This window comes from Candidatus Limimorpha sp., from assembly GCF_056203535.1.
In genome coordinates this window covers 13,831-39,702 of sequence record NZ_JBADWU010000092.1, presented here as the reverse complement: position 1 = coordinate 39,702, position 25,872 = coordinate 13,831, and the positions used below count along the sequence as shown (strand labels likewise).

At 45.9% G+C, this 25,872-nt stretch carries 15 protein-coding genes and 1 pseudogene; 2 read left to right on the top strand and 14 right to left on the bottom strand.

Annotation, left to right across the window (positions count from 1 at the left end; translation table 11 throughout):
• Positions 1–356: 356 nt before the first annotated feature.
• The 7 genes from AC06MN_RS10925 to guaB form a co-directional block, all read right to left on the bottom strand.
• Positions 357–1,322 carry an AAA family ATPase gene (locus tag AC06MN_RS10925; RefSeq protein ID WP_475672413.1) on the bottom strand — a complete coding sequence of 322 codons (966 nt, stop codon included), beginning with the start codon at positions 1,320–1,322 and terminating at the stop codon, positions 357–359.
• Between the two features lie 101 nt (positions 1,323–1,423).
• Positions 1,424–2,806: a peptidylprolyl isomerase gene (locus tag AC06MN_RS10920; RefSeq protein ID WP_475672412.1), complete on the bottom strand. Its 1,383-nt coding sequence runs from the start codon at positions 2,804–2,806 to the stop codon at positions 1,424–1,426.
• The gene (locus AC06MN_RS10915) at positions 2,806–3,699 is read right to left on the bottom strand and encodes a hypothetical protein (RefSeq protein WP_475672411.1); all 894 of its coding nucleotides are present in this window, start codon (positions 3,697–3,699) and stop codon (positions 2,806–2,808) included. Before AC06MN_RS10915 ends, AC06MN_RS10920 begins: the two co-directional genes overlap by 1 nt.
• Positions 3,696–5,714, bottom strand: a complete 2,019-nt coding sequence (locus tag AC06MN_RS10910) for a peptidylprolyl isomerase (protein WP_475672410.1) — start codon at positions 5,712–5,714, stop codon at positions 3,696–3,698. Before AC06MN_RS10910 ends, AC06MN_RS10915 begins: the two co-directional genes overlap by 4 nt.
• A gap of 324 nt (positions 5,715–6,038) precedes the next feature.
• Positions 6,039–6,431, bottom strand: a complete 393-nt coding sequence (locus tag AC06MN_RS10905; protein WP_475672409.1) for a hypothetical protein — start codon at positions 6,429–6,431, stop codon at positions 6,039–6,041.
• A gap of 22 nt (positions 6,432–6,453) precedes the next feature.
• Complete coding sequence (locus AC06MN_RS10900; protein WP_475672408.1) at positions 6,454–6,813, bottom strand: YkvA family protein; 360 nt, start codon at positions 6,811–6,813, stop codon at positions 6,454–6,456.
• A 246-nt stretch (positions 6,814–7,059) separates the two neighbouring features.
• Positions 7,060–8,532, bottom strand: coding sequence for an IMP dehydrogenase (gene guaB / locus AC06MN_RS10895; RefSeq protein WP_475672407.1), 1,473 nt, complete (start codon positions 8,530–8,532; stop codon positions 7,060–7,062).
• 145 nt (positions 8,533–8,677) lie between these two features.
• Here guaB and AC06MN_RS10890 point away from each other — a divergent pair, with 145 nt between their 5' ends.
• Complete coding sequence (locus tag AC06MN_RS10890; RefSeq protein ID WP_475672406.1) at positions 8,678–9,571, top strand: Rpn family recombination-promoting nuclease/putative transposase; 894 nt, start codon at positions 8,678–8,680, stop codon at positions 9,569–9,571.
• Between the two features lie 77 nt (positions 9,572–9,648).
• Here AC06MN_RS10890 and AC06MN_RS10885 read toward each other — a convergent pair whose 3' ends face one another.
• The 6 genes and pseudogenes from AC06MN_RS10885 to pbpC all read right to left on the bottom strand — a co-directional run bounded on the left by AC06MN_RS10885 (position 9,649) and on the right by pbpC (position 18,200).
• On the bottom strand, positions 9,649–12,288 hold the full coding sequence (locus tag AC06MN_RS10885; protein ID WP_475672405.1) for a hypothetical protein: 2,640 nt from the start codon (positions 12,286–12,288) through the stop codon (positions 9,649–9,651).
• A 9-nt stretch (positions 12,289–12,297) separates the two neighbouring features.
• A complete protein-coding gene (locus AC06MN_RS10880) occupies positions 12,298–12,786 on the bottom strand; it encodes a hypothetical protein (RefSeq protein ID WP_475672404.1) in 489 nt (162 codons plus the stop codon).
• A gap of 2 nt (positions 12,787–12,788) precedes the next feature.
• Positions 12,789–12,935 (bottom strand): annotated as a pseudogene (locus AC06MN_RS10875) (peptidase domain-containing ABC transporter); the annotation flags it as partial.
• 469 nt (positions 12,936–13,404) lie between these two features.
• Entirely contained in the window at positions 13,405–14,262 is an 858-nt protein-coding gene (locus tag AC06MN_RS10870; protein ID WP_475672403.1) for a GLPGLI family protein, read from the bottom strand.
• A gap of 214 nt (positions 14,263–14,476) precedes the next feature.
• Complete coding sequence (locus AC06MN_RS10865; RefSeq protein WP_475672402.1) at positions 14,477–15,787, bottom strand: ATP-binding protein; 1,311 nt, start codon at positions 15,785–15,787, stop codon at positions 14,477–14,479.
• 109 nt (positions 15,788–15,896) lie between these two features.
• Positions 15,897–18,200, bottom strand: a complete 2,304-nt coding sequence (gene pbpC / locus AC06MN_RS10860) for a penicillin-binding protein 1C (protein WP_475672401.1) — start codon at positions 18,198–18,200, stop codon at positions 15,897–15,899.
• A 118-nt stretch (positions 18,201–18,318) separates the two neighbouring features.
• Here pbpC and AC06MN_RS10855 point away from each other — a divergent pair, with 118 nt between their 5' ends.
• Complete coding sequence (locus AC06MN_RS10855) at positions 18,319–19,896, top strand: ATP-binding protein (RefSeq protein WP_475672400.1); 1,578 nt, start codon at positions 18,319–18,321, stop codon at positions 19,894–19,896.
• A gap of 87 nt (positions 19,897–19,983) precedes the next feature.
• On the opposite strand, the gene AC06MN_RS10850 is transcribed toward AC06MN_RS10855, so the two are convergent.
• Positions 19,984–25,488 (bottom strand): alpha-2-macroglobulin family protein, encoded by a 5,505-nt coding sequence (locus tag AC06MN_RS10850; protein ID WP_475672399.1) that lies wholly within the window; start codon positions 25,486–25,488, stop codon positions 19,984–19,986.
• Positions 25,489–25,872 lie beyond the last annotated feature (384 nt).

Sequence of the window (25,872 nt, the reverse complement as noted above, 5' to 3'; positions counted from 1 at the left end):
GGAATCAGTAGCTATGGAAAACATAGGAAATTTTCTTCAAAGTTACTGATTTCCAAGATATTATGCAAGTGTTTTAACTAAAAAAAACACCGGATTTTTCCGTTTTTTTGCTCTTCTTGAAATTTTTGTCATGTACTAAGGTCATTTTATCGTTTTAACGCAAAAAGAGGCATTTTTTTGGGGTCGATTTAACATTTAACATCTGGGAATATTGTGGACTAGACTGAAGGATGGGGATCTTAACTCAAGTCAATTCGTCATCATCCAACATAACTTAATTACTATAATGAAATTTTTCCGAGTCAAATGGTATATAATTGCCTTAAGATCAAAAAAGGGACTTTGCAGTCCCTTTTTTAGTTTATTTTCAACTTCTCCACAATCGCCTCAATGCTCACGCCTTCGGCTTCGGCGGTGTAGTTTCGGATGATGCGGTGCCGCAAAATCGGGACGGCGACGCGCTGCACGTCTTCGATGTCAGGCGAATATTTGCCAGAAAGCAAGGCATTGGCTTTGGCCCCGATAATCAGATATTGCGACGCACGCGGACCTGCACCCCAACTCAGATAGCGGTTTGCCCATTCGTGGGCTTTTTCCGTGCCCGGACGGGTCTTGGCGACCAGATTCACTGCATATTCATACACATTGTCCGGCACCGGAACACGACACACCAACTGCTGGAAGTAGATGATTTCTTCCGGAGAAAGCACGGCCTTCACATCGGCATCCTTGCCTACGGTGGTGTTTTTCACAATGTCGATTTCTTCTTCGTAAGTCGGATAGTCGAGCATCAGGTTGAACATGAAACGGTCCAACTGAGCCTCCGGCAAAGGATAGGTTCCCTCCTGCTCTATCGGGTTTTGCGTGGCCAAGACGAAGAACGGTTCCTGCAATTTGTAGGTCTTCCCCGAAACGGTGATGCACTTTTCCTGCATGGCTTCAAGCAAAGCGGCTTGGGTCTTAGGTGGCGTACGGTTGATTTCGTCCGCCAAAACGATATTGGCAAAAACAGGGCCTTTAATGAACTTGAACTGACGCGATTCATCAAGAATTTCTGTACCGACAATATCCGACGGCATCAGGTCAGGGGTGAACTGGATACGACTGAAACTCAAACCGAGTGCCTTGCCAATGGTATTCACCAACAAGGTCTTAGCCAATCCCGGCACACCAACCAAAAGCACGTGGCCTTGGCAAAAAATGGAAAGTATCGTATTATGAATGATGTCGTGCTGACCGACGATGACCTTGCCGATTTCGCTGCGCAAGGCTTCGTATTTCGACACCAAGGCTTTTGCACCTTCTATAACTGAATTATACATGAGTTAAAATGTTTCTGATTTTCGAAGTGGAAAGTTGTGAAGTGGAAAGTGGAAAGTTATAAAGTGGAAAGTTATAAAGTGGAAAGTTGTGAAGTGGAAAACTATTTCTGTGTCCAATCGAAATTGAACTCGCAATCTGCAAAGTTTTCATCGATGCGGATGTATGCCTTGTTTGCCTTTTCGCGAATCCATTTTTCTCTAGCTTGCTGTTTTTTCTGTTCCAATGCCCAACTCTGAATCAGGTTGTAGTCGTCGGTGAGGTTTGCCCTATGTGCCACAACTTTCTTTTTTACCATGACGATTCGGTAAGCATCCTGACTTTCTTTGGTATACATCGGAACTGGATCGCTGAATTCGCCTTCTTCCAAACGGCTGATAACAAATGCAAGATTCTTAAATTCGGCATATTGCGGATATTGTTCCAATTCCTGCAAATCGGTCACGCTGATACGGTTGCCAGCCGTGGCTGGATTTAGAATATAACCACCATTGTTCTTCGTGTCATCGTCGCTGAATTTCTTGCAAGCCTCGTCGAAAGTCATTTCGCCACTGTGAATCAATGTGGCAACGGAATCGAGTTCGTTTTTGGCTTTTTCTAGAGCCTCGACAGGAACCTTTGCAGTCAACAGAATGTGACGGCAGTTGACCATGTCGTCGCGGCGTTCAATAAGCTGAATGATATGGAAACCAAACTCAGTTTCAATAACTTCCGAGATTTCGCCTTCACGCAAATTGAAAGCTGCCGTCTCGAATGCAGGTGCCCATTCACCTTTACCTGTCAAGCCGAGTTCACCGCCTTTTCTTGCCGAGCCTGGATCCTCGGAATAAAGGATTGCCATGGTCGAGAAACTGCTTTCGCCCGACAAAATGCGCTTACGGATCTGATACAGACGGTCTTTCACTTCAAGTTTTTCATCGATGCTTACCGGTGGACGCTTCACGATTTGAGCGATTTCGTATTCCGGACTCACCATCGGGATGCTGTCTTGCGGCATACTTTTATAGAAAGATTTCACTTCAGAAGGCGTAACGACAACATTTTCAATGATTTTAGCCATCACCTGCTCCTGCAACATTCCATCCTTAATGATAGGGCGAAGCTCATCCTTGATTTCAGGCATAGTCTTGCCGAAATACGCTTCCATCTTTTCCTGAGAGCCAAAACCAGCCATATATCCGCTTATTCTGCGGGTCATTTCTGCATCAACCACATCATCCTCGATAGTCAAACTATCCATTTCGGCCTGATTCAGCATCAGTTTCTGGAAAAGCAACGATTCCAAAATCTCACAATGCAACGACTGATAAGAACCCTCCGCGCCACCTTGCAAACGATATTGCATATACTGGTTTTCGACATCCGACTGCAAAATCACATTCTTGCCAACGACAGCGACAATCTTATCCACAACCTGCGACTGCTTCTGTGCAAAAACCTGCATCGAAAGCAAAGTCAACAGACATAAAACGAAATTTCTTTTCATTATTTATCTTCTTTATTTTCAATAATTTGTACCGACGAACCCGTATACACTTCGAAAGCATGGTCCTTCGCGGCCTTTTCATATAATCTGGATTTCAACGCATCGAGCAGGTCTTTCTTGCGTTTCATCAGAATCATGCTCCTGATATTTTCCCTTTCCATATCCAATGGCGAAATTTCCTCCTCCATCAGATAATCCTCGAAACGCACCAAATAAGTGAAATCATCCTTGTCGAACATCACGAAACGGTTCTTTTTCAGGAAACTTTCCGTGTTGTAAATCTCTATCGGTATGATTTTCAGCAATTCATCCAAACGGAGCCAGTCATCGACATCCAAGTAACTCGATACGGCATAATAGGTGGCCATAATGTCAAGACGCTGCAACATCAAAGTATCCGAATCACGCATAAGTTTCTGGAAATCATTCTTTTGCTTGCAATCAGACTTCAAAATGACGTAAGCCGCCCTGACCATCGTCTGACGCAACTGAAAGTTTTCCTTGTTTTGCTCGTAATAGGTTTCAATCTCTTCATCCGTCACGACGGTATCGAGTTTCTGCTCAGCGAGTTGCGTCTCGTAGGCATAAATCACCAAAGAGTTCTGGTATTCCTGAATCTGTTTGGAAAAATCGAGCTGTTCTTTCGGAAGGTTTTTCTCCGCCTGATGCAGAAGCAACTCGCGGCGAATCCACGAATCGACAAAAGCGTTGACACGATTGAGGCTATCCACGATGTCCGTTCCTGGAGCCACAACCCCCACCAGGTCCGATTCATAAAGGTATTTGCCGTAGCACTCGGCCACGACAACACCTTGTGAATCATTCGACTTGAGGTTGCAACTCTGCAAGAAAAGCACGCAAACCAAGCCTATCAGCCAACGCGACTTTCTCATTGATAAAGTTTTCTAACCTTGTCAAGAACCTTTTCGTCAACCGAGACCGGATATTTTGCACGCAAAGCCTCCAACCACTTGGCTTCCAGTTCCACCTGATAATCGGAGGTAACCAAACCTTTGGCTTCCTTCAAGGTCTTAGGTTCAGGATTGCGCTTTTCGATAATTGCCACAATCACAGCCGATTCATCGACCGTTGAATGGATTTCATTGATTGTACCGGTCTTCCATTCGGTTTGGTCGACATATTGGTTGTCACCCTTCTGATAGAAACCCTTGCGAACGAAAACATGCTGGATGGAATCGCGCTGAACGATTGGGCGCAAGCTGTCCCATGGTGTGCCGGCATCAATCAAAGCCTTGATTTTCGGCAGCGATTCGGCGCGTGTAACGGTAATGATGGCAGCCTGAACACGTTCATCCCACATGTATTTCGTGGCCTGGCGGGCATGGAATTCCTGCAAACCCGTGGTGTCTTTCACAGCCTTGTCCCATACTTCCCTTTCCATCAAGTCGAAAAGCAGAATGCCATCGTAATATTCCTGGACAAGATTCTTAAATTCAGGGTATCTTTCCTCCAGATGAGCATCGGCATAGTCCATCACCTTTTCGTTGGCGAAAGCATCATAAAGTTCGTATGCGCAAGCCATAGGCGTACCGAACTTTCGCGGCTTCTGTTTCTCATTGATATAATTCACGAAATCAGCGACTTTTGTCGAATTTCCATCGATGGTGAACAATTCAGCTTTCATGTCGGCGGTAGCAGCCGGGACATATTTTCCTGCCAGCAAAGTACTATCGACCGTAGCCAAAAATGCCTCAACATTGGCATCGTTCTGCTTGAAATTGTAATCCTTTCTGACCTGTTTCTGCACAAGTTCTTCCGATTTCTTTGAGCGCATGTCCTTTTCAACGCGCTCGCTGATGGCCTGACTTTCCTTGTCAAAGCTGCCGACACCCGTTTTGCCCAACAGCTTGATGATGTGATAGCCATAGCTTGTGCGGACTGGCTTAGCGATTTCGTTCACTTCCAAGCCCTTACACGTTTCAATAAACTCAGGGACAATGCGGCTGACCGTGAAGTTGCTCAAAGCACCGCCACGCGAAACCGTTCCGCGGTCGTCGGTGTATTTGGTCACGACTTCGTTCCAGTTCTTGCCATCCTGATCCATGAGTTCCTTGTAGATGTTATCGGCTTTCTGTTTCATGGCAGTCTCGTCCTCTTTCGAAGCATCGAAAGGAAGCTGCAAGAAAACGTGAGCGGCCTGAATGGTTCCCATAGCATCGGTAACGCTCTGAACCTTAATGATATGATAGCCAAAATCGCTACGGACAGGCATTGAAATCTCACCTTCTTTTGTGTTGTAAGCACCCGTTTCAAAAGGATAAACCATATCGAAAACGGTGAAATAGCCCAAATCGCCATGATTTCCCTTGCGAGCCGGTGAGCTTTCGGTAGCTTTCATGTCCTTTGCCGAAGGATCATCGGAATATTTCACGGCGAGGTTAGCGAAATCTTCACCCTTCATAGCCTTCTTGCGGATGTCCATGGCCTTGTTGTAAGCCTTCAAGGTATCCGACGGCAAGGCGTGTTTGTCACAGGTAATCAGGATGTGCGATGCGCGGATGTCCTTCAGCTTGCGCTGATAGGCTTCCTGAATCAGTTCGTCACTGACTTTTTCGTTGCTGAAATAAGGCTTAGCCAACTGCTTGCGGTAGCCTTCGAGTTCTTTCTTGAATTGTGCGCTCGTGTCGAGTTTCATCTCGGTGGCTTCCATCACTTTCATGCGGAAATTGACGAAAAGGTCGAGATATTCGTCAACCGACTTCTTGTCAATCACATCATTTTTAATGTTGTTCTTGGAATAGACATCGGTAAATTCCTTGACAGTTACCGGCTTATCGCCGATAGTCATCAGAACCTGATTATCGAGTTTCGATTGAGCATTGATGCTTAACACCGGCAGCGAAAAGGCAGCCAAAGCAAACATTTTCAAAAAGTTACATTTTTTCATTTCAGATTTATTTTAATTTATTTTCTTTCAAATTACGTCCGTTATGGAAAACAAGCGGTAAAATTACACAAATTGTGCTTACCTTCCTCCAACTAAATGAAATAAACGGCAAAAAGTGTATTTTATTGTAAGTAGATGAGCATATTAGTTACATAAAAGACGCAATGCTTCGACCCTTCGACAAGCTCAGGGAGCGAAACGCTGCAAGCTGATTTTCCGCTCATTGAGCCTGTCGAAATGAGTAGATGTAAAATATAGTTCATCCTGACCACTTACTTTTAATGAAAAAAGCCAGTCCCAAGACTGGCTTCTGATGTTTTCACCTTAGTTTTTAAAGGCTCCGTCGACCTCCAAGGCATCGGCAAGCACCGAAACCGTTCGGACATCGATTTTTTCGAACACTGCCTTTGCCTGCTCAATTTGCGCCAAATGCACGATAACGCCATCATCGGTACGCTTCTCAATGAATGACAAGGCCGGATTGTTCTGAACCAAAGGAAGAACCTTATCGATGAGTTGCTTGCCGCTATACGACAGATACAAATCGGAGCCGACGACCCTTTCGATTGTCAAATCGACATGAACCGGAATGAAGCCCAGCTTATAGGTCACGCGGATTGTCTTGGGGCCAATAGCTTCAAAAGAAATTTTGTCGCCAACCTTAGTCTGGCTGGCAATAATGTTCTGCAATTCTGCAAAAGAAATTGATGCTTTCATAATTATGTCATTTTGTCAGTTGTCATTTCGTTTCAACCGCATCTTGCGTTTCGGGTCCGAACCATTTGTCGAGCTGTTCATCGACACGCATCTCCATTGCCGGAGTAATCAGATGCTGCACTTTTTTCGCGATGATGGCGATGAAAGCCACTTCATCGGCCCAGCCCAAAATATGATGACGCTTGGAAGAAATCAAATCTATAGGCAGTACTAAATAGGCCAAAGCTGCGCCAATTGTCAGTTTATCAGACCTTGGCGTGTTCGGATCGGTCATTACATAATAAAGTAACACGGCAGGGCGGGCTGCCACGCGACCGGCTTTCTTGGCATAGTCGCACACTTTGTCCCAAAGCAGGGAGATGTTGGTTGAATTGTTTTGCATAGTTTAGATTTTTGATTAACGGTTCAATAACGTCAACAATCGTTCCAAAAACACAAATATTGGAACGAACACGGATTAAACGGATTTACACAGATACATTTTGCATGAAACACATCCGTGCAAATCCGACAAATCCGTGTTCATTTAAAAATTCTTCCATGGTGAAGCATGTGTGTTCACGAGTATATCTTGCATAAAAAACGCCTGTCGCAAAACGGCAGGCGTTGTATGGAATCCGATTCCGAATCAGCTTCTCTTGCTGTAGTTTGGAGCTTCCTGCGTGATGGTGACATCGTGCGGATGGCTTTCCAGAATGCCAGAGTTGGTGATGCGGATGAACTTGGCTTTCTTCAGTTCATCGATGGTGTGAGAGCCTGTGTAACCCATACCCGAGCGCAAGCCGCCGACCATCTGATAGACCACTTCGGCCAAAGTGCCTTTGTAAGGAACACGACCCGCAATGCCTTCCGGAACCAGTTTCTTGACATCTTCAACCGAATCCTGGAAATAACGGTCCTTCGATCCGCACTGCATGGCTTCAAGCGAACCCATACCTCTGTATGTCTTGAACTTACGGCCTTCATAAATAATGGTGTCGCCTGGTGATTCATCGACACCTGCGAAGAGTGAACCTGCCATGATGGAAGATGCACCAGCTGCCAAAGCCTTCACGATATCGCCCGTGTAACGGATACCACCATCGGCGATGAGCGGAACACCTGTGCCTTCCAAAGCCTTGGCCACATCCATGACTGCGGTGAGTTGCGGGACACCGATACCAGCGACCACGCGAGTTGTGCAAATGGAACCAGGTCCGATACCGACCTTAATGGCATCAGCACCAGCCTCTAACAAAGCTCTTGCTGCATCGGCAGTAGCGATATTGCCAGCCACGATGTCAATCTGTGGATAATTCTGCTTGAGGTTGCGTACCATATCGATGACGCCTTGCGAATGGCCGTGAGCCGTATCGACCACGAGCGCATCGACACCGGCATCGACCAAAGCGGCAGCACGTTCCAAAGTGTTGGCAGCAATGCCGACGGCAGCAGCGACACGCAGACGACCGTGAGCATCCTTGCAAGCATTCGGACGGGCTTTCACCTTGATAATATCCTTATAAGTGATAAGTCCTAACAAACGGTTGTCCTTATCAACAACAGGCAGTTTTTCAATCTTATATTGTTGGAGAATATCGGCAGCCTTTTCAAAAGAGACTTCGTTTGTAGTGATAAGGTTTTCACCGGTCATCACTTCGATAATCGGGCGGTCGAGGCCGCGTTCAAAACGAAGGTCACGGTTGGTGACGATACCCACCAAAACATTGTCGCTATCGACGACCGGAATACCACCAATGTGATATTCAGCCATCAAATCAAGGGCATCCTTCACGGTGGCATCAACATGAATGGTGACTGGATCGGTAATCATGCCATTTTCGGCACGTTTCACCTTGCGCACTTCGGCAGCCTGTTTGCCGATGCTCATGTTCTTGTGCAGCACGCCGATACCGCCTTCCTGAGCAATGGCGATAGCCATGCGCGATTCCGTCACGGTGTCCATACCGGCGGAAACGACAGGAATGTTCAAATCGATATTGCGTGAAAACTTGGTCTTTAGGCTTACCTCTTTAGGCAGCACGTTGCTGTAGGAAGGCACGAGAAGCACATCATCGTAAGTCAGGCCTTCGCCAACAAATTTATCGTTATCGAGTGACATAGCGTTGAGATTTTATTAATCTGCAAAAGTAGGGAATTTCGGAATAGGTTTTACAAAGTAGGGAAAAGAAATTTCAAGTATTTCTTGCTGTTTCGTTCTCTTTATCCAAAACAATTGTTATTTTTGCAGCATAAAATACAAGATTATGGCACACGACAAATACATCCGTTTCGACTGGGCTGCGAAAAAAATACTCCGCGACAAATCGAACTTCTGCATCCTTGAAGGACTTGTGACAGTGCTTCTCAACGAGCCTGTCCATATCATTGAATTGCTGGAGAGTGAAAGCAATCAAGAAGACCCAACCGACAAATTCAACCGCGTCGACATCAAGGCAAAAAACAGCAAGGATGAAATCATTCTCGTCGAAATCCAGCTGACACGCGAACTGTACTATTTGGAGCGTATCCTCTATGGCGTCGCCAAAGCCATCACCGAGCATATTCAATTGGGCAACAAATACGACCAAGTCAAGAAAGTGTATTCGATAAGCATTCTGTATTTCGACCTCGGCAAAGGCGAGGATTATGTCTATCGTGGCCAAACCGTCTTCCGTGGTGTGACCAAGAACGACACCTTGCAAATCACTTCAAAAGAAAAGAATGCCATCCAAATGAAATCGCCTGAAGAAGTGTTTCCTGAATACTACCTCATTCGCGTTAACGCTTTCAACAAACTAGCAGAGAACCATCTGGATGAATGGATAAGATACCTGAAAGATGGAGAAATTGATGAAAACACCACTGCACCAGGTTTGCAGGAAGTGAAGCGCAAACTGGAATACATGTCGATGTCGAAAAGCGACAAACTCGCATACGACGAGCACATCAACGCTGTTATGATTCAGAATGACGTGATTAGCACCGCTATGAAAGAAGGTAGAGCGGAGGGCAAAGCCGAAGGAAAGATTGAAGGAAGAGCGGAAGGAAGGGCTGAAAGCCAACGCGAAATTGCACAAGCAATGAAAGCTAACGGCATGTCGGCTGAAATGATTTCGAAATTCACTAAGCTATCCTTGCAGGAAATAGAAAGCCTGTAAACAGCATTCACTATTTCAAACACATTTTGTTTTTCCATTGCCTATTACAGGCCGATGGAACACAAATTCCTTGCCACTCAACACACCTTAAACCTGACTTTCAAAACAAAAGCACGTGGGCGGATGAAATATGACGAATAGTAACTGTAAATGCCAGAATAATAGGAATAGACAAAGTTCTCAGTATTAAGAAGATTATCGCAATTCAAGGTGAATTTCACATTTTTATAGGTGTAGCTCATGCTGCAATCCCATAGGACGAAATTCCTCACCTGCCCCTCAATGGAAGTATGGTAAAATTCGGCGGCAGTGCCAATGGTCAAGCCGAAGGGCAAGACGAAATTCAGGTTGGCATTATCGAACAGGCTGATGATTGGGTTAGGTTGAGAAACGTTTCCTTCGGGCGTTGAAATCATCCGGCTCCAACTGCATTTGTTGGAGAAAAACAGGTTTTCGGTAACATTAAGGCTTGCCGTCAGGTTGGCATTCCAACCGCTGTTGGAATAGGTGGTAACTATGTCTTGCACAAGTTGCGGCGTCTTGCCCAATCCATACGACACTTTGGCATTGACATTGAGACGTTTCCAGTTGAAACCTTTTCCCATGTAAGCCGAAAACGACAGGTAACTTCCCGTGGCAGGTTGCTCAACGCTGTGAATGACGATGCAGTCATCTTCGAAATTCTGCGCATACATCACCTTATCGCGATAGATATTATAATCGGCAGAGAACTCTCCAAACAGGAATTTCAGCACATTGTTGTAGGAAAGTTTCAGCGAAGATCTGTTTCCCCAAGTGTCGGCCAAACGACTCTCGTAACAAGTCAAAGTCCTGTAATTCTGCAATATGTATCCGGTGTAAAGGTTTTTTAGGCTTGGTGTAGAATTGAAGACAAAACTTGAAAGCGTCATATCGAAACTGTGGGAAAGTTTATACTTGAAATGAAGCGACGGCAAAAAATATGGCTTGACCTTTGAAAAACTGTTGTCCGAATTGATTTCATCAAGAATAGAAGTGATACTCAACTGAACGGGAATCGTAAAATCGAAACGGACACGGCGACGGTCGTATGTGAAATCCAAGCCCAAATAGGGCTTCAATTGCAGCCATCGAATATCGTTTTTCGATTGCAAATCACTGAAAGCAAACCAATTGCCATCATTCGACAAGCCCGACAAATCACTGTTGAGATGCTGACCTTCGGCAGAAAAGTGGAAAAACGGCATAATGCGAATCAGTTTCCAGATTTTGTTGGTCAGGAAACGCAACGAGTTGGAAGTCTGCCACGACAGCAAATTGATGGCCTGATGCATTTCAACATAGCCGATGCCTCCGTTCAACGATTGTGCGAATGTGCCAGGACTGGCGGCTGATGCGTAAGGCAGATAGCCAAACGAATTCCGCGAGTTGAGTTCAAAGCCTCGCCCATCCTCGCTGCTGTCGCGCCGAATCCAGCAAAGCGTGGCACTGCCATTGACAGCATTGTGCTTTTCGCCTTGCCGAAGCGTCTCAAAGTCGGTTATATCGCACGAATCGTTGACAAAATCTCCAGCCACAAGCATTTTGAAATTGAGATAGTTATTGTCTCGATTCAGGTGATAAGTCATGCTGCCTTCGTAATCGGCATTCTTTTCAATGGAAGCCATACTTTCAGAAAGACTCAAAGTGTCGACATCGGGAACGAAATACACGGTGCGGGCATAGCTACGCTTCGTATTTTTGTCGCCAGCACCTAAAAGGCTGAACGACAAGTCGGCATCGTTTTGCAATTTTCGGATGGTGTTCAGCGTGAGACCTGCCGAATGGTTGAAAGTGCTGCGTGCCACGCTTATTTTGGGCGATGACGGCTTGACGATGGAAGCCCAAGGCCGAAGACTGACATTCTGTCCATCACACAAATCATGACCTGCATTGTTGGTTTTCAAAGTGCTGAGAAACTGGCGTTTCTTCTCGATAGACATTCCCGTCAAGGCACCATCATAAAGCGGTTTTTCATCGTAGCCAACCCCTAAGTCAGCCATCAGATCAAAAGTGCCTTTGGCGTCTTCCTTGAACTTGATGTTGATGGCCACATCGTCGGAAAACTGAATGTCCTTGAGTGCTCGGACGGGCTGATGGTTCTGCATCACCTGCACTGTGGCGACATCTTCGGCGGCCATGCTGGTCGTAGCAAGGTTGTAACGGTCTTGCAGCATATCCATGTTCTCAATGTAGAACTTTGAAATCGCCTTGCCTTTGTATTCCACCTTGCCATCGTCCTTCACCTCAACGCCGGGCATCTTTTTGAGCACATCGGCAATGACAATGTCGGTCGTGTCGCGGAAAGCATCAACGACATAATTGATGGTGTCTTCATTGCCCCAAATCTTTTCCGATTTCACGCTCACCTCGCGAATTTGAATAGCCCGCTCAGTTACATTAAAATCGACGATTTGAGATTTTTTTTCAATCATTTTCGTCTGTCGGTCGATGTTGAAGCCATAAATGGTGAGAAGCCATTGATCCTCTTTGTTTTCGGTGATGAGCTTGTAGTATCCCTTGTCGTCGGTGAAGGTGTAGTTCAGGGTCAAGCTGTCGTTCATGCGCATCAGCACGACCGAAGCGTTGAAGACAGGCTCTTTCTTGTCATTAATCACATGGCCTGTGAGGATAGTTTGCGACATCACATCAAAGGTGCATAGCGCAAAAAGGATGACGAAAACAAATGTACTTTTCACAGCGCGAGATTATTGATTATTAGCGTTTTTGTCATATTTTTCAAAACAGTTTTTCCCTAACATCCACGACAATAACGGCACTTTCTTCAAATGGAAGACCATAATGGTGGAATCGTGGTTCTGGTTGTTATTTTTTCCTTCCAATTCAATGAGGGTGATAGGATTGCCGTCATCATCGTTCCCGATTTCTGTGGCTCGAAGAAGCCGCAAAACGTCTTTTTGCCGATTGATTCCGACCTCGGAAAAAGCCGCTGGAAAAGTGTTATACAACTCGCTTGGGACAACTGCCGACACGACTTGCAGGGAATCGGTGCTAAACGTTTGCTTGGCCATGACAGAAAGCCGTGGGCAATAGGGCAATGCGGCAAAGACAAGGAAAGTCAGCATTAAGTTTCCTACGATTACCGCGATTCCGTAACGGACCAGCATAGGTGGAATTTGGCCTACGATTTCTCTCACCGTGGGACTTTTCCGTGAATCAGATTCTTTCCAGTCCATGGCTACATCCCTAATTCCAGTTGATCTTTTACCAAAGTGTAATATCGCCCCTGCAAGGCTGTTAGTTCTTCGTGCGTTCCACTTTCCACAATCTTACCTTCATGCAGCACCACTATGCAATCGGCATGGCGCACCGTGCTAAGTCGGTTGCCGTCGGCCTTAACGCGATAAGAATCGTTTTCGGCATCGCCGTCTAAACTGATGAGCAAACTAAAATCATTATTAACTAGGAAATCCATATAACGATCGAGCAGCAAAGCGTTGGTGGTCATATTATAGGAAAAATGCTTGGCATAAGACCCCAATTTCAGATAGTTAACAATCTCCCTAATAAAATGCATATTGAGTAAAGGCTCACCGCCATAGAAACCAATATATATTATTGTGCATCGAATGATTTTCGGGCGAAGTCCAAAGTGCAGCCATATAGTCGATAAAGCATTTAGCGGCTTGCACAGATAGCATTTTATTCTCCCGCTTATCATAGTCGGAATACAGTTTGCCAAAGGCGCAATACTCACAACACAAATTACATGCATCTGTAACCTCAAAAGTAATTTGCGGAGTGTTGGATAATGCAGATTTGATTTGTTTTGCAGTAAGAAAAGTATACATGGTTTACTCCAACTCAATAGGATTATAAGGAATCATTTTTTTTACATCAGGCGGCACTTCCTCGAATGTCACTTTTCCGTTTTCTCCTCGTTTTGCTGCTATCACTCGCCCACCATTGAGCATACGCAAATAGGCATACCAGTCTGCGTAAATATGCTTCAGTTCCCGATACATTTGTTCTCTCGTTATTGGAGTGTAGTAAAACTTATCATAGGTGACAATTGGCACATCCGTGGCGTTTTCCACGCTCTCGCATGTGAAAGAATAGTGCCCTTTTTCATCTTCAACCTTGAGAATGAGTCCTGGCAAACCGCAAAACTTCCAAGGGCCGTCATTCAAGGGTATCCGCTCGGTGAACCAAGCCATCCACAAACGGCCTCTGAAAAAACAAGTCGCCTTTTTGCATGGATAGTCCAAAATTTCAATGGTTTCATCGAACAAATGCCATTGCCAATTTGGAATCTCCTCCTCATACTGATAGATGGATTTATCCGGCATTCTATGATGGACTGTCAGTTCTGATGTCTGAAAGCGTTTCAATATTTCCTCTGGAAAACAAACACCTTTTGGACTTGGATAACTATTTCTCCCCTGTTTCATACATACGGTATAGCAGGAATCATACAAAAACAGATTATAATTGTGGCATCTTGAAAGTCCCAGGCCTATTTCCAGCACAAGAAAATCGGTGTTCTTTTTCTCCAGATTATCAATATCATCAACGATGCTGACCGAATAGCGAACCGTGCATATACTCTTGCCAATGCCGATGGTATCGTCCAAGAAAATAGGCTTTTGAGCAAGCATGGAAATCACAATGATTAACAGACCAATAAGTAAAAATGTTTTCTTCCTTTTCATACGATTTGATTTTGTAAAAAAGATTAAACCTATATCTATAAGACGAATGAAAAGGCTGTTTTGTGACAATGAGATGAAAAAAATTCCAAAGCCACAAAACAATAAATCATCACGTTTTCCAAACCTTGACAGGAAAATGCCTCACATCACCACCAGTTTCCGATACAGTTCCACGCCGTCTTCATCGACGCAACGGAGTTCGTAAGTGCCTTCTTCAATGCTTCAGAATATCAGGCAAAAGCCACAATTCATATAAAGGCAAATTCAGCAAGGAGCCATCCTTTCTGAAAGGCTGCAAAGAAGTCCTGACGGCTATTTGAGGATCGTATTTTTTCATAAACACCTTCAGACTTTGGGCGTGAACATTCAACCCTGCTTTCGCTTCGACAGGGATGACATTGGCCCCATACGAAAACAGAAAATCGACCTCCGAAGTGTCACCTTCCGACCAATAATAGATGCTCTGTGCTATTCCCGAATTCTGAAGTTCCTGCAACACAAACTGTTCCGTAAGGCTGCCATTGAATTCAGAAAAAATATTCGTCTTATTGAGTATCACCGAAGGCGCAATCTCGCACATAGCGCAAAGAAGGCCTAAATCCAAATGATAAATCTTGAATGATTTCAAATCCTCGTAAGCTTTCAAAGGCAGACGGCCACCTTCAACAAGCCCCACATGCCGAATGACTCCACTATCTTTCAACCACAGCAAAGCATCTTCATACTCCCTGGCCCGTGCGCCCTGCTTTGCCACGCCATAAATGAATTTTTTGTTGGCCTTCGCCAGCTGGCTTGGAATGGAATTCCACACATGATGAATCTTCGGGACCATGTTGTTAGGAGCATGCTTGGAAAAATCGTTTTTATAGGACTCCAATATTTGCAATTGTATTTTTCTAACCACCTCAAAATCGCCATTTTGCACCCATGCACTTACAGCTTGCGGCATTCCTCCGACAATGAAATACTTCTTCAGATAGTCTTGTAACTTTTCTGCCAAGATTTCAGGGATAGAATCTTCATAATGTTTCATCAGGTATTCCACCAACGAATCCTCGCCATTTGCAAGCAGAAACTCGCAAAACGACATTGGCGAAACTTGCAGAAATTCGACCTTCCCGACAGGGAAAGAAGTCCCGCTATGAAGCGTAACGCCTAACAACGACCCGGCACAACACAGTGCATATTCAGGGGCGTTTTCTGCAAAATATTTCAACGAAGTCAAGGCCCGGGGCACTTGCTGGACTTCATCGAAAATCAACAAGGTCGTCTGTTTCTCGATTTTTTTACCATGCAAAATTCCCAAATATTCGATGATTCGGTCAACATTGATGTTGCCTTCAAACAAATCCCGCAAATCACCAGGCTCTTCAAAGTTCACATAACAGACATCTGCAAAACAGGAACGGCCAAATTCTTTCATCAGCCATGTCTTTCCGACTTGTCTCGCACCAAGCAAAATGATGGGAAGCCTGTCTTTTTTATCTTTCCACTCTTTAAGTTTTTCTATTACAGTCCTATACATGATGATTATCACATTTTTCAAACCGCAAAAATAGCAATTTATCACATTTTCCAAACCATAAAAACATAAAATCATCACATTTTTCGAACCTTGACAGAAAAAAAATGCCTCACATCACCACCAGTTTCCGATATAGTTCCACGCCGTCTTCATCGACGCAGCGGAGTTCGTAAGTGCCTTTTTCAACATCGATTGGCATCTGATGGTTGAGGCGCGTCTCGCCAATGAATTTGTCGTTCAGCGACCAGAAGACCGTCTTTTGCGGATTGCGGTGCGCGATTTCGAAAATCACCTGCTGGCGGTCGCCTTTTATGCCTATCGGAATGGTCACCTTGGCATCTGATTTCGGATAGACGAAGGCCATCACATCGTCGGGACGGCTTGGCCCGCAACCCGGATAGAAAGCCGGCAAAGGATGATACATGGGCGAATGACGCTTGTAGAACCACTCCATGACAGGCGGCAAGACGAAGAACACATCATAACATTTCTGGTCAACGGGATAACAGTCGGGCCGCACCTGAAACTGTCGGGTAGCATCCAAAAACACCTTCTTATGATACGGGCACACGCCCATTTTGTTTTCCACATTCGGCACCCGAATGGTATCGACATGCTGGCACACATCCGATTTCGGATAACCCGACTCGGCACAGACTTCCATATCAATGCCGCGTGACGTGGTAGCCGGATAAGTGTAGCTGCCATCGAGTTTCCCGACCACATCGAAAAGGATTGGAGCCGCTGAACCTACGCCCGTCAGTCCGGGACGGCCTTCGCCTTCGGAATTGCCCACCCAGACGCCGATGACATATCTGTCGGTCAAGCCGACAGCCCAAGCATCGCGGAAACCGAAACTCGTCCCCGTCTTCCAAGCCACACGCTTTGAGGATGAGAAGCCACCCCACCCTATCTGGTCGCTCGGACGCGCCAAGCCCGTCATCACATCGAAAGTCTCGGCTATGGCTTCTGCTGAAAATGGAACATTATCATTGTTTCTCCCTTCGACAGGCTCAGGGAGCAAGAAGTTCTCATTCACCTCGTTGGCCAGTTTCCGTCCCATTCTGCCGTAGGCTTTCACCAAATCGTAAAGCGAAGCTTCTGCTCCACCTACAATCAGCGAAAGGCCGTAATGCTCAGCATCAAACACAATGCCAGAGATTTGCAGTTCTTTCAGCAAAGCATGGAAACGCGGCTGACCATATTCGCGCAAGAGATAGACGAATGGTGCATTCAAAGAATTTTGCAAGGCCTCACGCGCCGAAACCGCACCCCAATATTCGCCGGAATAGTTTTTCGGTGTGAAGCCCGAAAGACTCATCGGCACATCGGGCAGAACCATTTCGGTCGACAAAGAGCCATCATCGAGCATGGCGGCAAAAAGGAATGGCTTCAAAATGCTTCCCGTGGAGCGTTGCGCCTTGACCATATCTACCATGGCGGCATCGTTGGCATCCATATTGTTGCCCAAATAAGCCATAATTTCCTCATCGAGATAGTCGTACACAAAAACCGCCGCATTCTCAATCTGATTCAGCGTGTTCATTTCATAATGCCGTTTCATGATTTCCATAATGGCGACCTGCAAATCATAGCGAATCGTGGAGCTGACATGTTCGCCTTTGTGCTGCCGTTCGGCATCCGAAAGATAATGATAAGCCAGCATCGGCATTTCATACGGACGGTCAGGAATGTTTTCCATTTGCGCCAGTTCGGCATCTTCGTCAGAAAGGTGTGGCAGGTCAAAACGATGGGGAGCATGTACTTTTGACTGTGGCATCCGTTGCAGCAACTCATCACGTTTCTGTTCCAGCTTATCGCGTGAGCGGCCAGGATGTATCAAAGCCGGCGAGTTGGGCAGCACCGCCAAAGTGGCCGCCTCGCCCCATGATAAGTCGTCGGGTGTGGTGTGAAAATAACGCCAAGCCGCCGCATCGATGCCAACCACATTGCCGCCAAAAGGCGCATGAGCGGCATAAAGATTCAGGATTTCCGTTTTGGAATAATGAAACTCAAGCCGCATGGCAAGCACCACCTCGATCATTTTCTCCCAATAGGTTCTCGGCTTGTTGTGGCGTGCCATGCGCACCACCTGCATCGAGACCGTACTGCCGCCACGCACCACCTCGCCTGCCTTGAGGTTTTGCACCAACGCCTCCACAAAAGAAACTGGATTGAAACCCGGATGACGGAAAAACTGTTGGTCTTCGTATTCCAAAAGGCAAGCCACATATTTCTTTGAATAACAATCGCTTGCAGGAAAACGCCATTGACCATCTTCAGCGATTTTTGCGCCGAGCAATTCACCATCTCTTGCCGTCAGCACCGTTGAATAAGGCTCGTCGAAACGCGGAACAGGAATACAAACAAAAATGACCAACAGCAAAAATAATGCTGATAAAATGATTGTCAACTTCTTATGTTTGCGGAAAAATTTCTTCATATACAAATGCAAAACTACGCAAATTCAGAAACAAAATGGCGGATAAAAACATTATTTATTAACTTTGCCGCTTGAAAATGACCGAACTATGGAAGAAATGAGACTCTACACGGCTGGCATCTCCGACTTTGAAAGAATCAGGGAAGACAACCGTATTTACATTGACAAAACCGACCTAATCTACCAGCTGACGAAAGAATCGCAATTCATTTTCCTCAGCCGCCCAAGAAGATTCGGCAAGACCTTGCTTTGCAGCACCTTGCAGTATTATTTCCAAGGGAGGAAAGACCTGTTTGAAGGCCTGAAAATCGAGCAATTGGAAAAGGACTGGAAACAATATCCGGTGTTCCGTTTCGATATTAGTGCCTGCAAATACAAAAGGAACACCGACGAAATCGTCGACGAATTGATGTATCAGGTGGCGAAATACGAACGAAAATACGGGGCGGGAAGTGATTCCAAGACACCTGGAACCCGCTTGAAATCCTTAATCGAAAAGGCGCATGAAATGACAGGCCTCAAGGCAGTCGTCATCATCGACGAATATGACTCGCCGCTTTTGGAGCATCTCTACGACGACATGCAGGCCGATGTGCGACGCACCTTGCAGGAATTCTATCAGGTGCTGAAAATCTGCGATGCCGATGAGCAGTTCGTCTTCATCACTGGCATCACCAAGTTCTCGCAACTCTCCATTTTCTCCTCCATCAACAACCTGACCAACATCTCAATGCTCCCACAATATGCCGCCATCTGTGGCATCACGAAAGAGGAAATGGAAGAGACTTTCGCCTCCGACATTGCCGAACTGGCGAAATTCAACCACCGCACCACGGAAGACACAGCTGTTTTCTTGAAGCAGCAGTACGACGGTTATCATTTCAGCGAGTCTTCACCCGACATCTACAACCCTTTCAGTCTGACTAACGCTTTCAAAAACAAAAAAGTAGAATCATACTGGTTCCAAAGCGGCACGCCGACTTTCCTCTTCGAACACGTCAAGCGGTTTGGCACCGATGTCCTGAGTCTCTCGCAACTACAGGTCACATCAAACCAGTTCGACATTCCCACCGAGGCCATGACTTCAGCCCTGCCTCTGCTTTACCAAAGCGGATACCTGACGATAAAAGGCTACGACTTCTACAGCCAAACCTACATTCTCGATTATCCGAATGCCGAAGTCAAGACGGGATTCCTCGATTGTTTCCTACAGACCGTACTGAACATCAAAGGATATGACTCACAAGGATTTGCAGGGATGCTTTATGCTTCGCTCATCTATCACGACATCGAGAAATTCATGGCGACCATGAAAGCGTTTTTTGCTTCCATACCTTACCATGACCATGGCAATGCAATTTTGGAAAAACTTACGACTTACGAAGCCTATTATGAAGTGCTTTCTTACGTTGTCTTTTCCATGATTAACTGCCGCACTTTCACGCAAGTCAAAACCACACTTGGCAGAACTGACGTAGTGATTCACATGAACGACATTGTTTATGTCATTGAAATCAAGTTGGACCGTCCCGCCGCCGAAGCCCTGCACCAAATCGACGAAAAAGGCTATATGATTCCTTATCAGGCCGAAGGAAAACCTGTCGTCAAGATGGGCATCAGCTTCTCTTCAACAACACGGACGGTGGAAGATTGGGTGATTGGATAAAGAACGATTTTACACCTTATATAAAAAATGTCCATAAGCAGGATTGACGCTTATGGACATTTTTGTTTTCAGGTTATGTCGGAAACCTTATTTCACCACGGTTTCCCTTGCAGGAACTACGTAGTAAATCTGGTCGCTGTACATGTCTTCGCAACGGACGGCCGGAATCATGTAATTGCCTTCGTAGGTGGCATTCAGTTTCAAGGTGAAAGTCTGCTTTGTATTCGGCATCAGGTCGAAATAGAAGTAAGCGCGGTCGTCACGAATGTCAATGTGCTTGGCACCTTGGTTCTCGGAATCAGCACCCGTCAGACGCTCGTTGACGATTTCCCAGCCTGCCGACAAATAATATGACAAAGCCAATTCCGTGACGCTGTAATTGCTTGGATTCTCGACGGTCATCTTCACCATGAAATCAGTGCCCATAGCAAGGTTGCTTGGATTGAGTGTTGCGCCATTCTTATCGCAATAGTTCACCTTCATATTGATATAATTGCCCGATTCCTGAGTCTCGTACTCGGCAACAGTTGCCTTTGTGAAGATGTTGGCAATGATTTTCTGGTCGCTGTTGTTCCTGATTTCCACCTTATTATTTCCGATAGCCGGGACAAATTCACAGCCAATGGCGCTCATGTTGCCGTTCAAGGTCTTTTCGCTGCCGTTGATGCTGAGCGTAGCCGAAAGGTTGGAATTGTTCAAGTCATTCATTTCGGCATACTTGCCCAAAACGAAGATGGCGAATGCAGTCGACTGGGTGTCCAACCAATTGTTGCTGTTCAACATTCCGCAAAGCTCATTGACATTGTTTTGAATGGTCTGCTGGTCAATGCCACAAAGCATCTGCGTGTAGATGGTGAAAGCCAAATCACGGGCTTGCGAGCCAAACGAAGTCTTGTAATCAGAGGTCGCTCCATCGTTTGCCACCGGCAACATGCCTTGTGCAATGTTTTTCTTGCCGATTTGTGCGAAAGCGGCAGCAGCCAACGACTTGGTCAAAGGATAATTCAGTTCCAATTCCTTAAAGCGGTTCATGGCACCGGTTTCAGGAGCGCCGGCCAAAGCCAGGACAAACAGACGGTAAGCCTGAATGGTCTCGCCTTGCGGGAAGTCAGGATTGTTGCGCCACTGCTTTGCCTTGTCAGCCTGATATTTCTTCAAGCCATCGATGAAATAGGACGGCACATCGAAACCTTGTTTCTGCGCTTCGACTAAGAAATGCAAAGCATAGATTTCTGTCCAAGGTTCAGTGTAATTGCCGCCTTTCCAGTTGGTCATCGAGTTGTCCGATTTCTGATAGGAACGCAAATCGGCGATAATGCCATTGATATGGTTCTTCATCTTCTCCACTGCGGCATCATCCTGCTGCACGAAATAATTCAGATAGAGTTGCGGGAATGCCTTTGAAGTGACTTGTTCGAGGCAACCGTGAGGATAAGAATTCAGGAAATCGAGACGGCCAAACAAATCGACTGGAATCAAGGATGAAACCGTAATGTTTCCGCTTTGCGTGCCAGACATGCCTTTCAAGTCGAACGGAACCGAAACCGATTGATTGGCAGGGATTTCCTTAGTGATGACATTGCGTTTTTCGGCGTATGGCATACGGACTGGGATTTCCGTCTTGCTTTCAGCTTCAAAGCCCGAACCCGAAACGATGACTTTCATCACGGCATTGCCAGCAACTTCATTCACTTTTACCTTCATGGCAATCATGCCTTCGCCGTTACCGTCAATGCTGACCGTGATCGGCAAGGTGCCAATAGCGGTCAGATTCTGATTGTCGGTCTTCACATTCAAGGTCTTGCCCTTGCTGATTGGCGAAAGCACCTGAACCTTCAACGTCAGTTCATCGCCAGGAGCAGCGACACGCGGAGCAGCTGGATAAAGCGTAATCGGGTCGATGACCTTCATCTGCTTTCCAGCTGAACCAAACGACTTTTCGTCACTCTTTGCAACCACCATAAAGCGCAAAGCGCCAGAGCATTGCGGCACTTCAAATTCGTGCGTATTCGTACTGCCGGCTTTCAGTTCGAAAGGTCCCAAAGTCACGGCGTAAGCCTTGAAACGGTTATCCAAAGTGATTTCCTGGTTGATGATGCCGTCACCGCCGATGGCATATACCGAACCGAGTTCACCGCTGAACGCATCGATAACCGAAGCGTAATTGTCCCAAGTGCGGACGCTCAAAGCCTGCTTGCTGTTGAAATAGCGGTATGGGTCAGGCGTCGAGAAATTGGTCAGGCCAAGGATACCTTCGTCAACGACAGCCAGCGTGTAGGCCATAGCCTTGCCATTGGTCTCCGAGACCTTGATTTCCAACTTTTTACCCGTATTGGATTCAGCAGGGACATTCACCACAGGCTTCAATTCCAAAGCCTTGTTTTCGACCTTTACAGGAATCACGCCATACATACGGATTGGCATATCGTTGGCGGCATCGTGAGGTTGAAGCAACGCCACATAAACATAGACATTCGGAATCATTTCTTCGGTGGCCTTGATTTCGAACTTGCCTTCCGAACCGAGTTTGTCCAAATAGAAGTGTTGCAGCACCTTATCGTTGGCTTCGACAGTCACCATGGCCTTTGCCGTTTCGTTGGCCGGGAATGTCACCACGATGTTTTCACCCACATTGTAACTTTCGGCCGTGGCCTTCATCGCAAGCTGGACGGGCGCGCCTGATGCGGACGAGGCATGCATGTAAGTTGAACTCCAATCGAAGCAAACGACCTTGGCGAAACGGTTTCCACTCTGCTGATCTTCAACGACAAACAGATAATTGCCCCAATTGTCATCAGAAATGTTGAAAGTCACCGAAGTCTTGCCATTGCACGAGAGCGTGCCGTTTTCAACAGGGCGCTTGTAAGTGCCGCTGGCATAACGCTGCAAGGAATAGCTGTCCTCGCTCGACCACCACCAATAGGAATCTAATTTGTAAAGGGCATATTCCAAAGTCGTTGTCGCCTCGCTCAAAACGCCGCTTTCCTTCACGACGGCAATATTGAATTTCCAATCCTTGCCCGTGTCGTAGAAACTGCCGTATTTCGATTGTGTGGCTGGCAATTCAACGCCGACATAACTCTCACAAGGTGAAAGTTTTGCAGCCGTTGAAGTGATGCTGAAATCGCCGCTTTGTTCAAAGACCTTTGTGGTGAAAGTGGCGTTCAGCATTTGCGATGCAGACAATTCCTTGAAAGGTGCAAAGCCAATGTTTGCATTGCCTTCGCCATTCAGCGGACCGCTGTAAACCGAGATTTCCTCTGGCGAAAATTCGTTGGTTTCATCAACGAAAGTATATTCTGCGAAGTTCTTGAAATTCGTCTCGCCCTTGCGCACCTTGGCGTCAATTTCAGCCTTCAAACCATTGGCTTTCAATCCATTCAACCATTTTGAGTTTAAAGTCACACGGTCTGGATGATTGATGCTGATCACTTCCGGGAGATTCAGATTGATTTCCAAGCGGTTCGGTTTCACGGTCTCGACACGCAACATCTTGGTGATGACACTTGTGCCAATCTTGAATTTTGCCGTCCAAAGACCCGTTTCATCCGACGGATTGGTCGGGACATTGAAACAATAGATGCCGCCAATGGCATTCGATTTGGTTTGCTTGGTATAGAGTCGCGATGAGGCATCGTAGACTTCCATCACGACAGGATATTTTTCAGGAATGGCATTGTCGAAATCGCTCAGCATCAAGTTGATTTGCAGTTCATCGCCCGGACGCCAAACGCCACGATTGGTGTAGGCAAAGCCAGCCACACCTTTTTCAACGGCTTCGCCGCCAATATCAAACTTGCTGTATGACAGCGCATTGCCATCAGTCGTCTTGATGACCGACTTGCTGCCGTCGTTGCCTTTTGCAACCACGAAAGCAGGACGATTGGCACACTGCAATTGGGCAAAGCCCGTGGCATCAGCAGTAGCCGAAGCCAATTCCTGACGCTGGAAATTGTAGGCAGTCACCTTGGCACCGTTTGCAGGTTTCGCATCAGAAATCTGATAAACGAACACATCTACCAAGTCATTACGGCTCATCTTGGCAGTCACAGCGAGGTTTGAAATCACGATATTCTTTTTTTGCTCGACGTCATTATAATAGCAGAATCCATTGGGGTCATCCCAATCGCCATCATAATTGTATTCCTTGTAATCATAGCCGTTTCCATCCCAATAATTCTGTTCACGCATTTGGTTTTCCATCGAAGCCTTCTTCATTTCATCGCTTGCGAAAGCATAATCCTGCGGACCAAAATCGATGCTCAACTGATACATATCGCCAGGCTTGACATCAATATAATTTGACAACACAATCGGGAAAGTCTTCCACTGCGTCGGATTCGGATTCTCAACTTCCAAACGGACTTTCTTTTCCAAGCGGCCCGCCTTGCGCACACCGTAAGTCTCATCCAACTCATTGTCTTGCAAGAATGAAAGCACATTATCATCGTAAATTCTGATGATGCGCAAGGTCACGGAATTCAGGCAAATGGCATCAAAATAAACCGTGGCATCGTTCACATTCGGGATAATGTTGCCCTCGCAAGTCCAACGGACCTGAGGCTTGTTTTCGGTCAAATCGAATTTGTAGGAAGCGCCTTTCTGAAGCACCTCATTGTCGGCAGAACGGATACCGCTCTCAACCGTCATTTCCATATTCTCCAACTGATAACTGTAAAGGCTGGTCTTATCGAAGAAGAAATCAACCTTATTCCCTTTAATGTCAGCACGATAAGCAATTTCCGGATCAAAGAAAATGAAGCCGTCCAAGTTCTGGGGTTCCTTCAAAGGCTGCGAGAAATACAAAGTCGCATGACTTTCGCCTTTGTCAACATCAAACTGAATCGGCGAGAAATCATTTTGAGCATAAATCACGAGTTCACGGACGATTTTCGCATCACAATCCAAATCCTTTCCATCCAACACGAGTTCAATCTTTGATTCCTTATTACCACGCTCAATATCAGCAATTTCAATGTCAAAAACATTGTTTCCAACATTGGTCACGATTGGATTATACCGTTTCACAAAATCCTTATCGAAAACCGACAAAGCGAGCTCGGAATCAACAGGATTTGAGAAAGCGATGCGCAACTGATAATCCATTTTTTCGCTTGAATTGCAGACCGGCACGACCGAAATCAGGCTGATGTTCTGATGACGGAGTCCGAAACCGAATTCCAAAATCATGTCGGACGGCACGTCAATGAGTTCGGCAATTCTGAAAACGCCGACGTAAGGCTGCTTGTCGCTGATTTTATCGTACTCAAAGCCAATGGTGCGCTCGTCGAGCCATACGGCATTGCCCTTCAGTTCAGGCGTAAACGAAAACAATTTCGGCGGCAATGTCTCGCCGTATTTCAGTTTCAAGTCGTCGACATTCTTGAAACACACCTTAATCGGCTCCCCCTCAGCGATTACGCCTGAAGTGTAGCTGTCCAAAAACGGCAAAACCGCTTCCGGCACGGGCTTAATCTGTTCGACAATTACATTTGATTTGTTTTTGTCACCGCAAGATGACAGAAAAGAAATCATTAACACACTGACAAACAACGCAATGGCATTTGTCAAAAGTCTAATTTTATTGCTCATTGTATTTACTTTTTGATTCCTAAATCCAAGAGACAATTACAACTTTTGCGGGCGGAACTCAGCCATTGATTCTATCAGTACTGGAGGATGAGAATTCCCTTCTTTCCCATTCGAATGGATAAATGGTTATCTTTTTTCCCCGTCCAAAAAGTAAAATTGTCTCATTTAACCAGCGAACAAAGGTACACATTTTCTGGAATAACGGTACATTTTTTTCACAAAGCAAAAAGCTCAGACGCCTCGCTTCTGTAGGTGAGCAAAATTAGGTCACTTATTGAAAACGAGGCATCAAGGTCACGAAGAAGCGGGAATTCGAGGCAATTCGAATCCCCGCTGCCGTATGTCTGTTTATAATGCAGTTTATTTTTGAACAGTTTCTTAAAA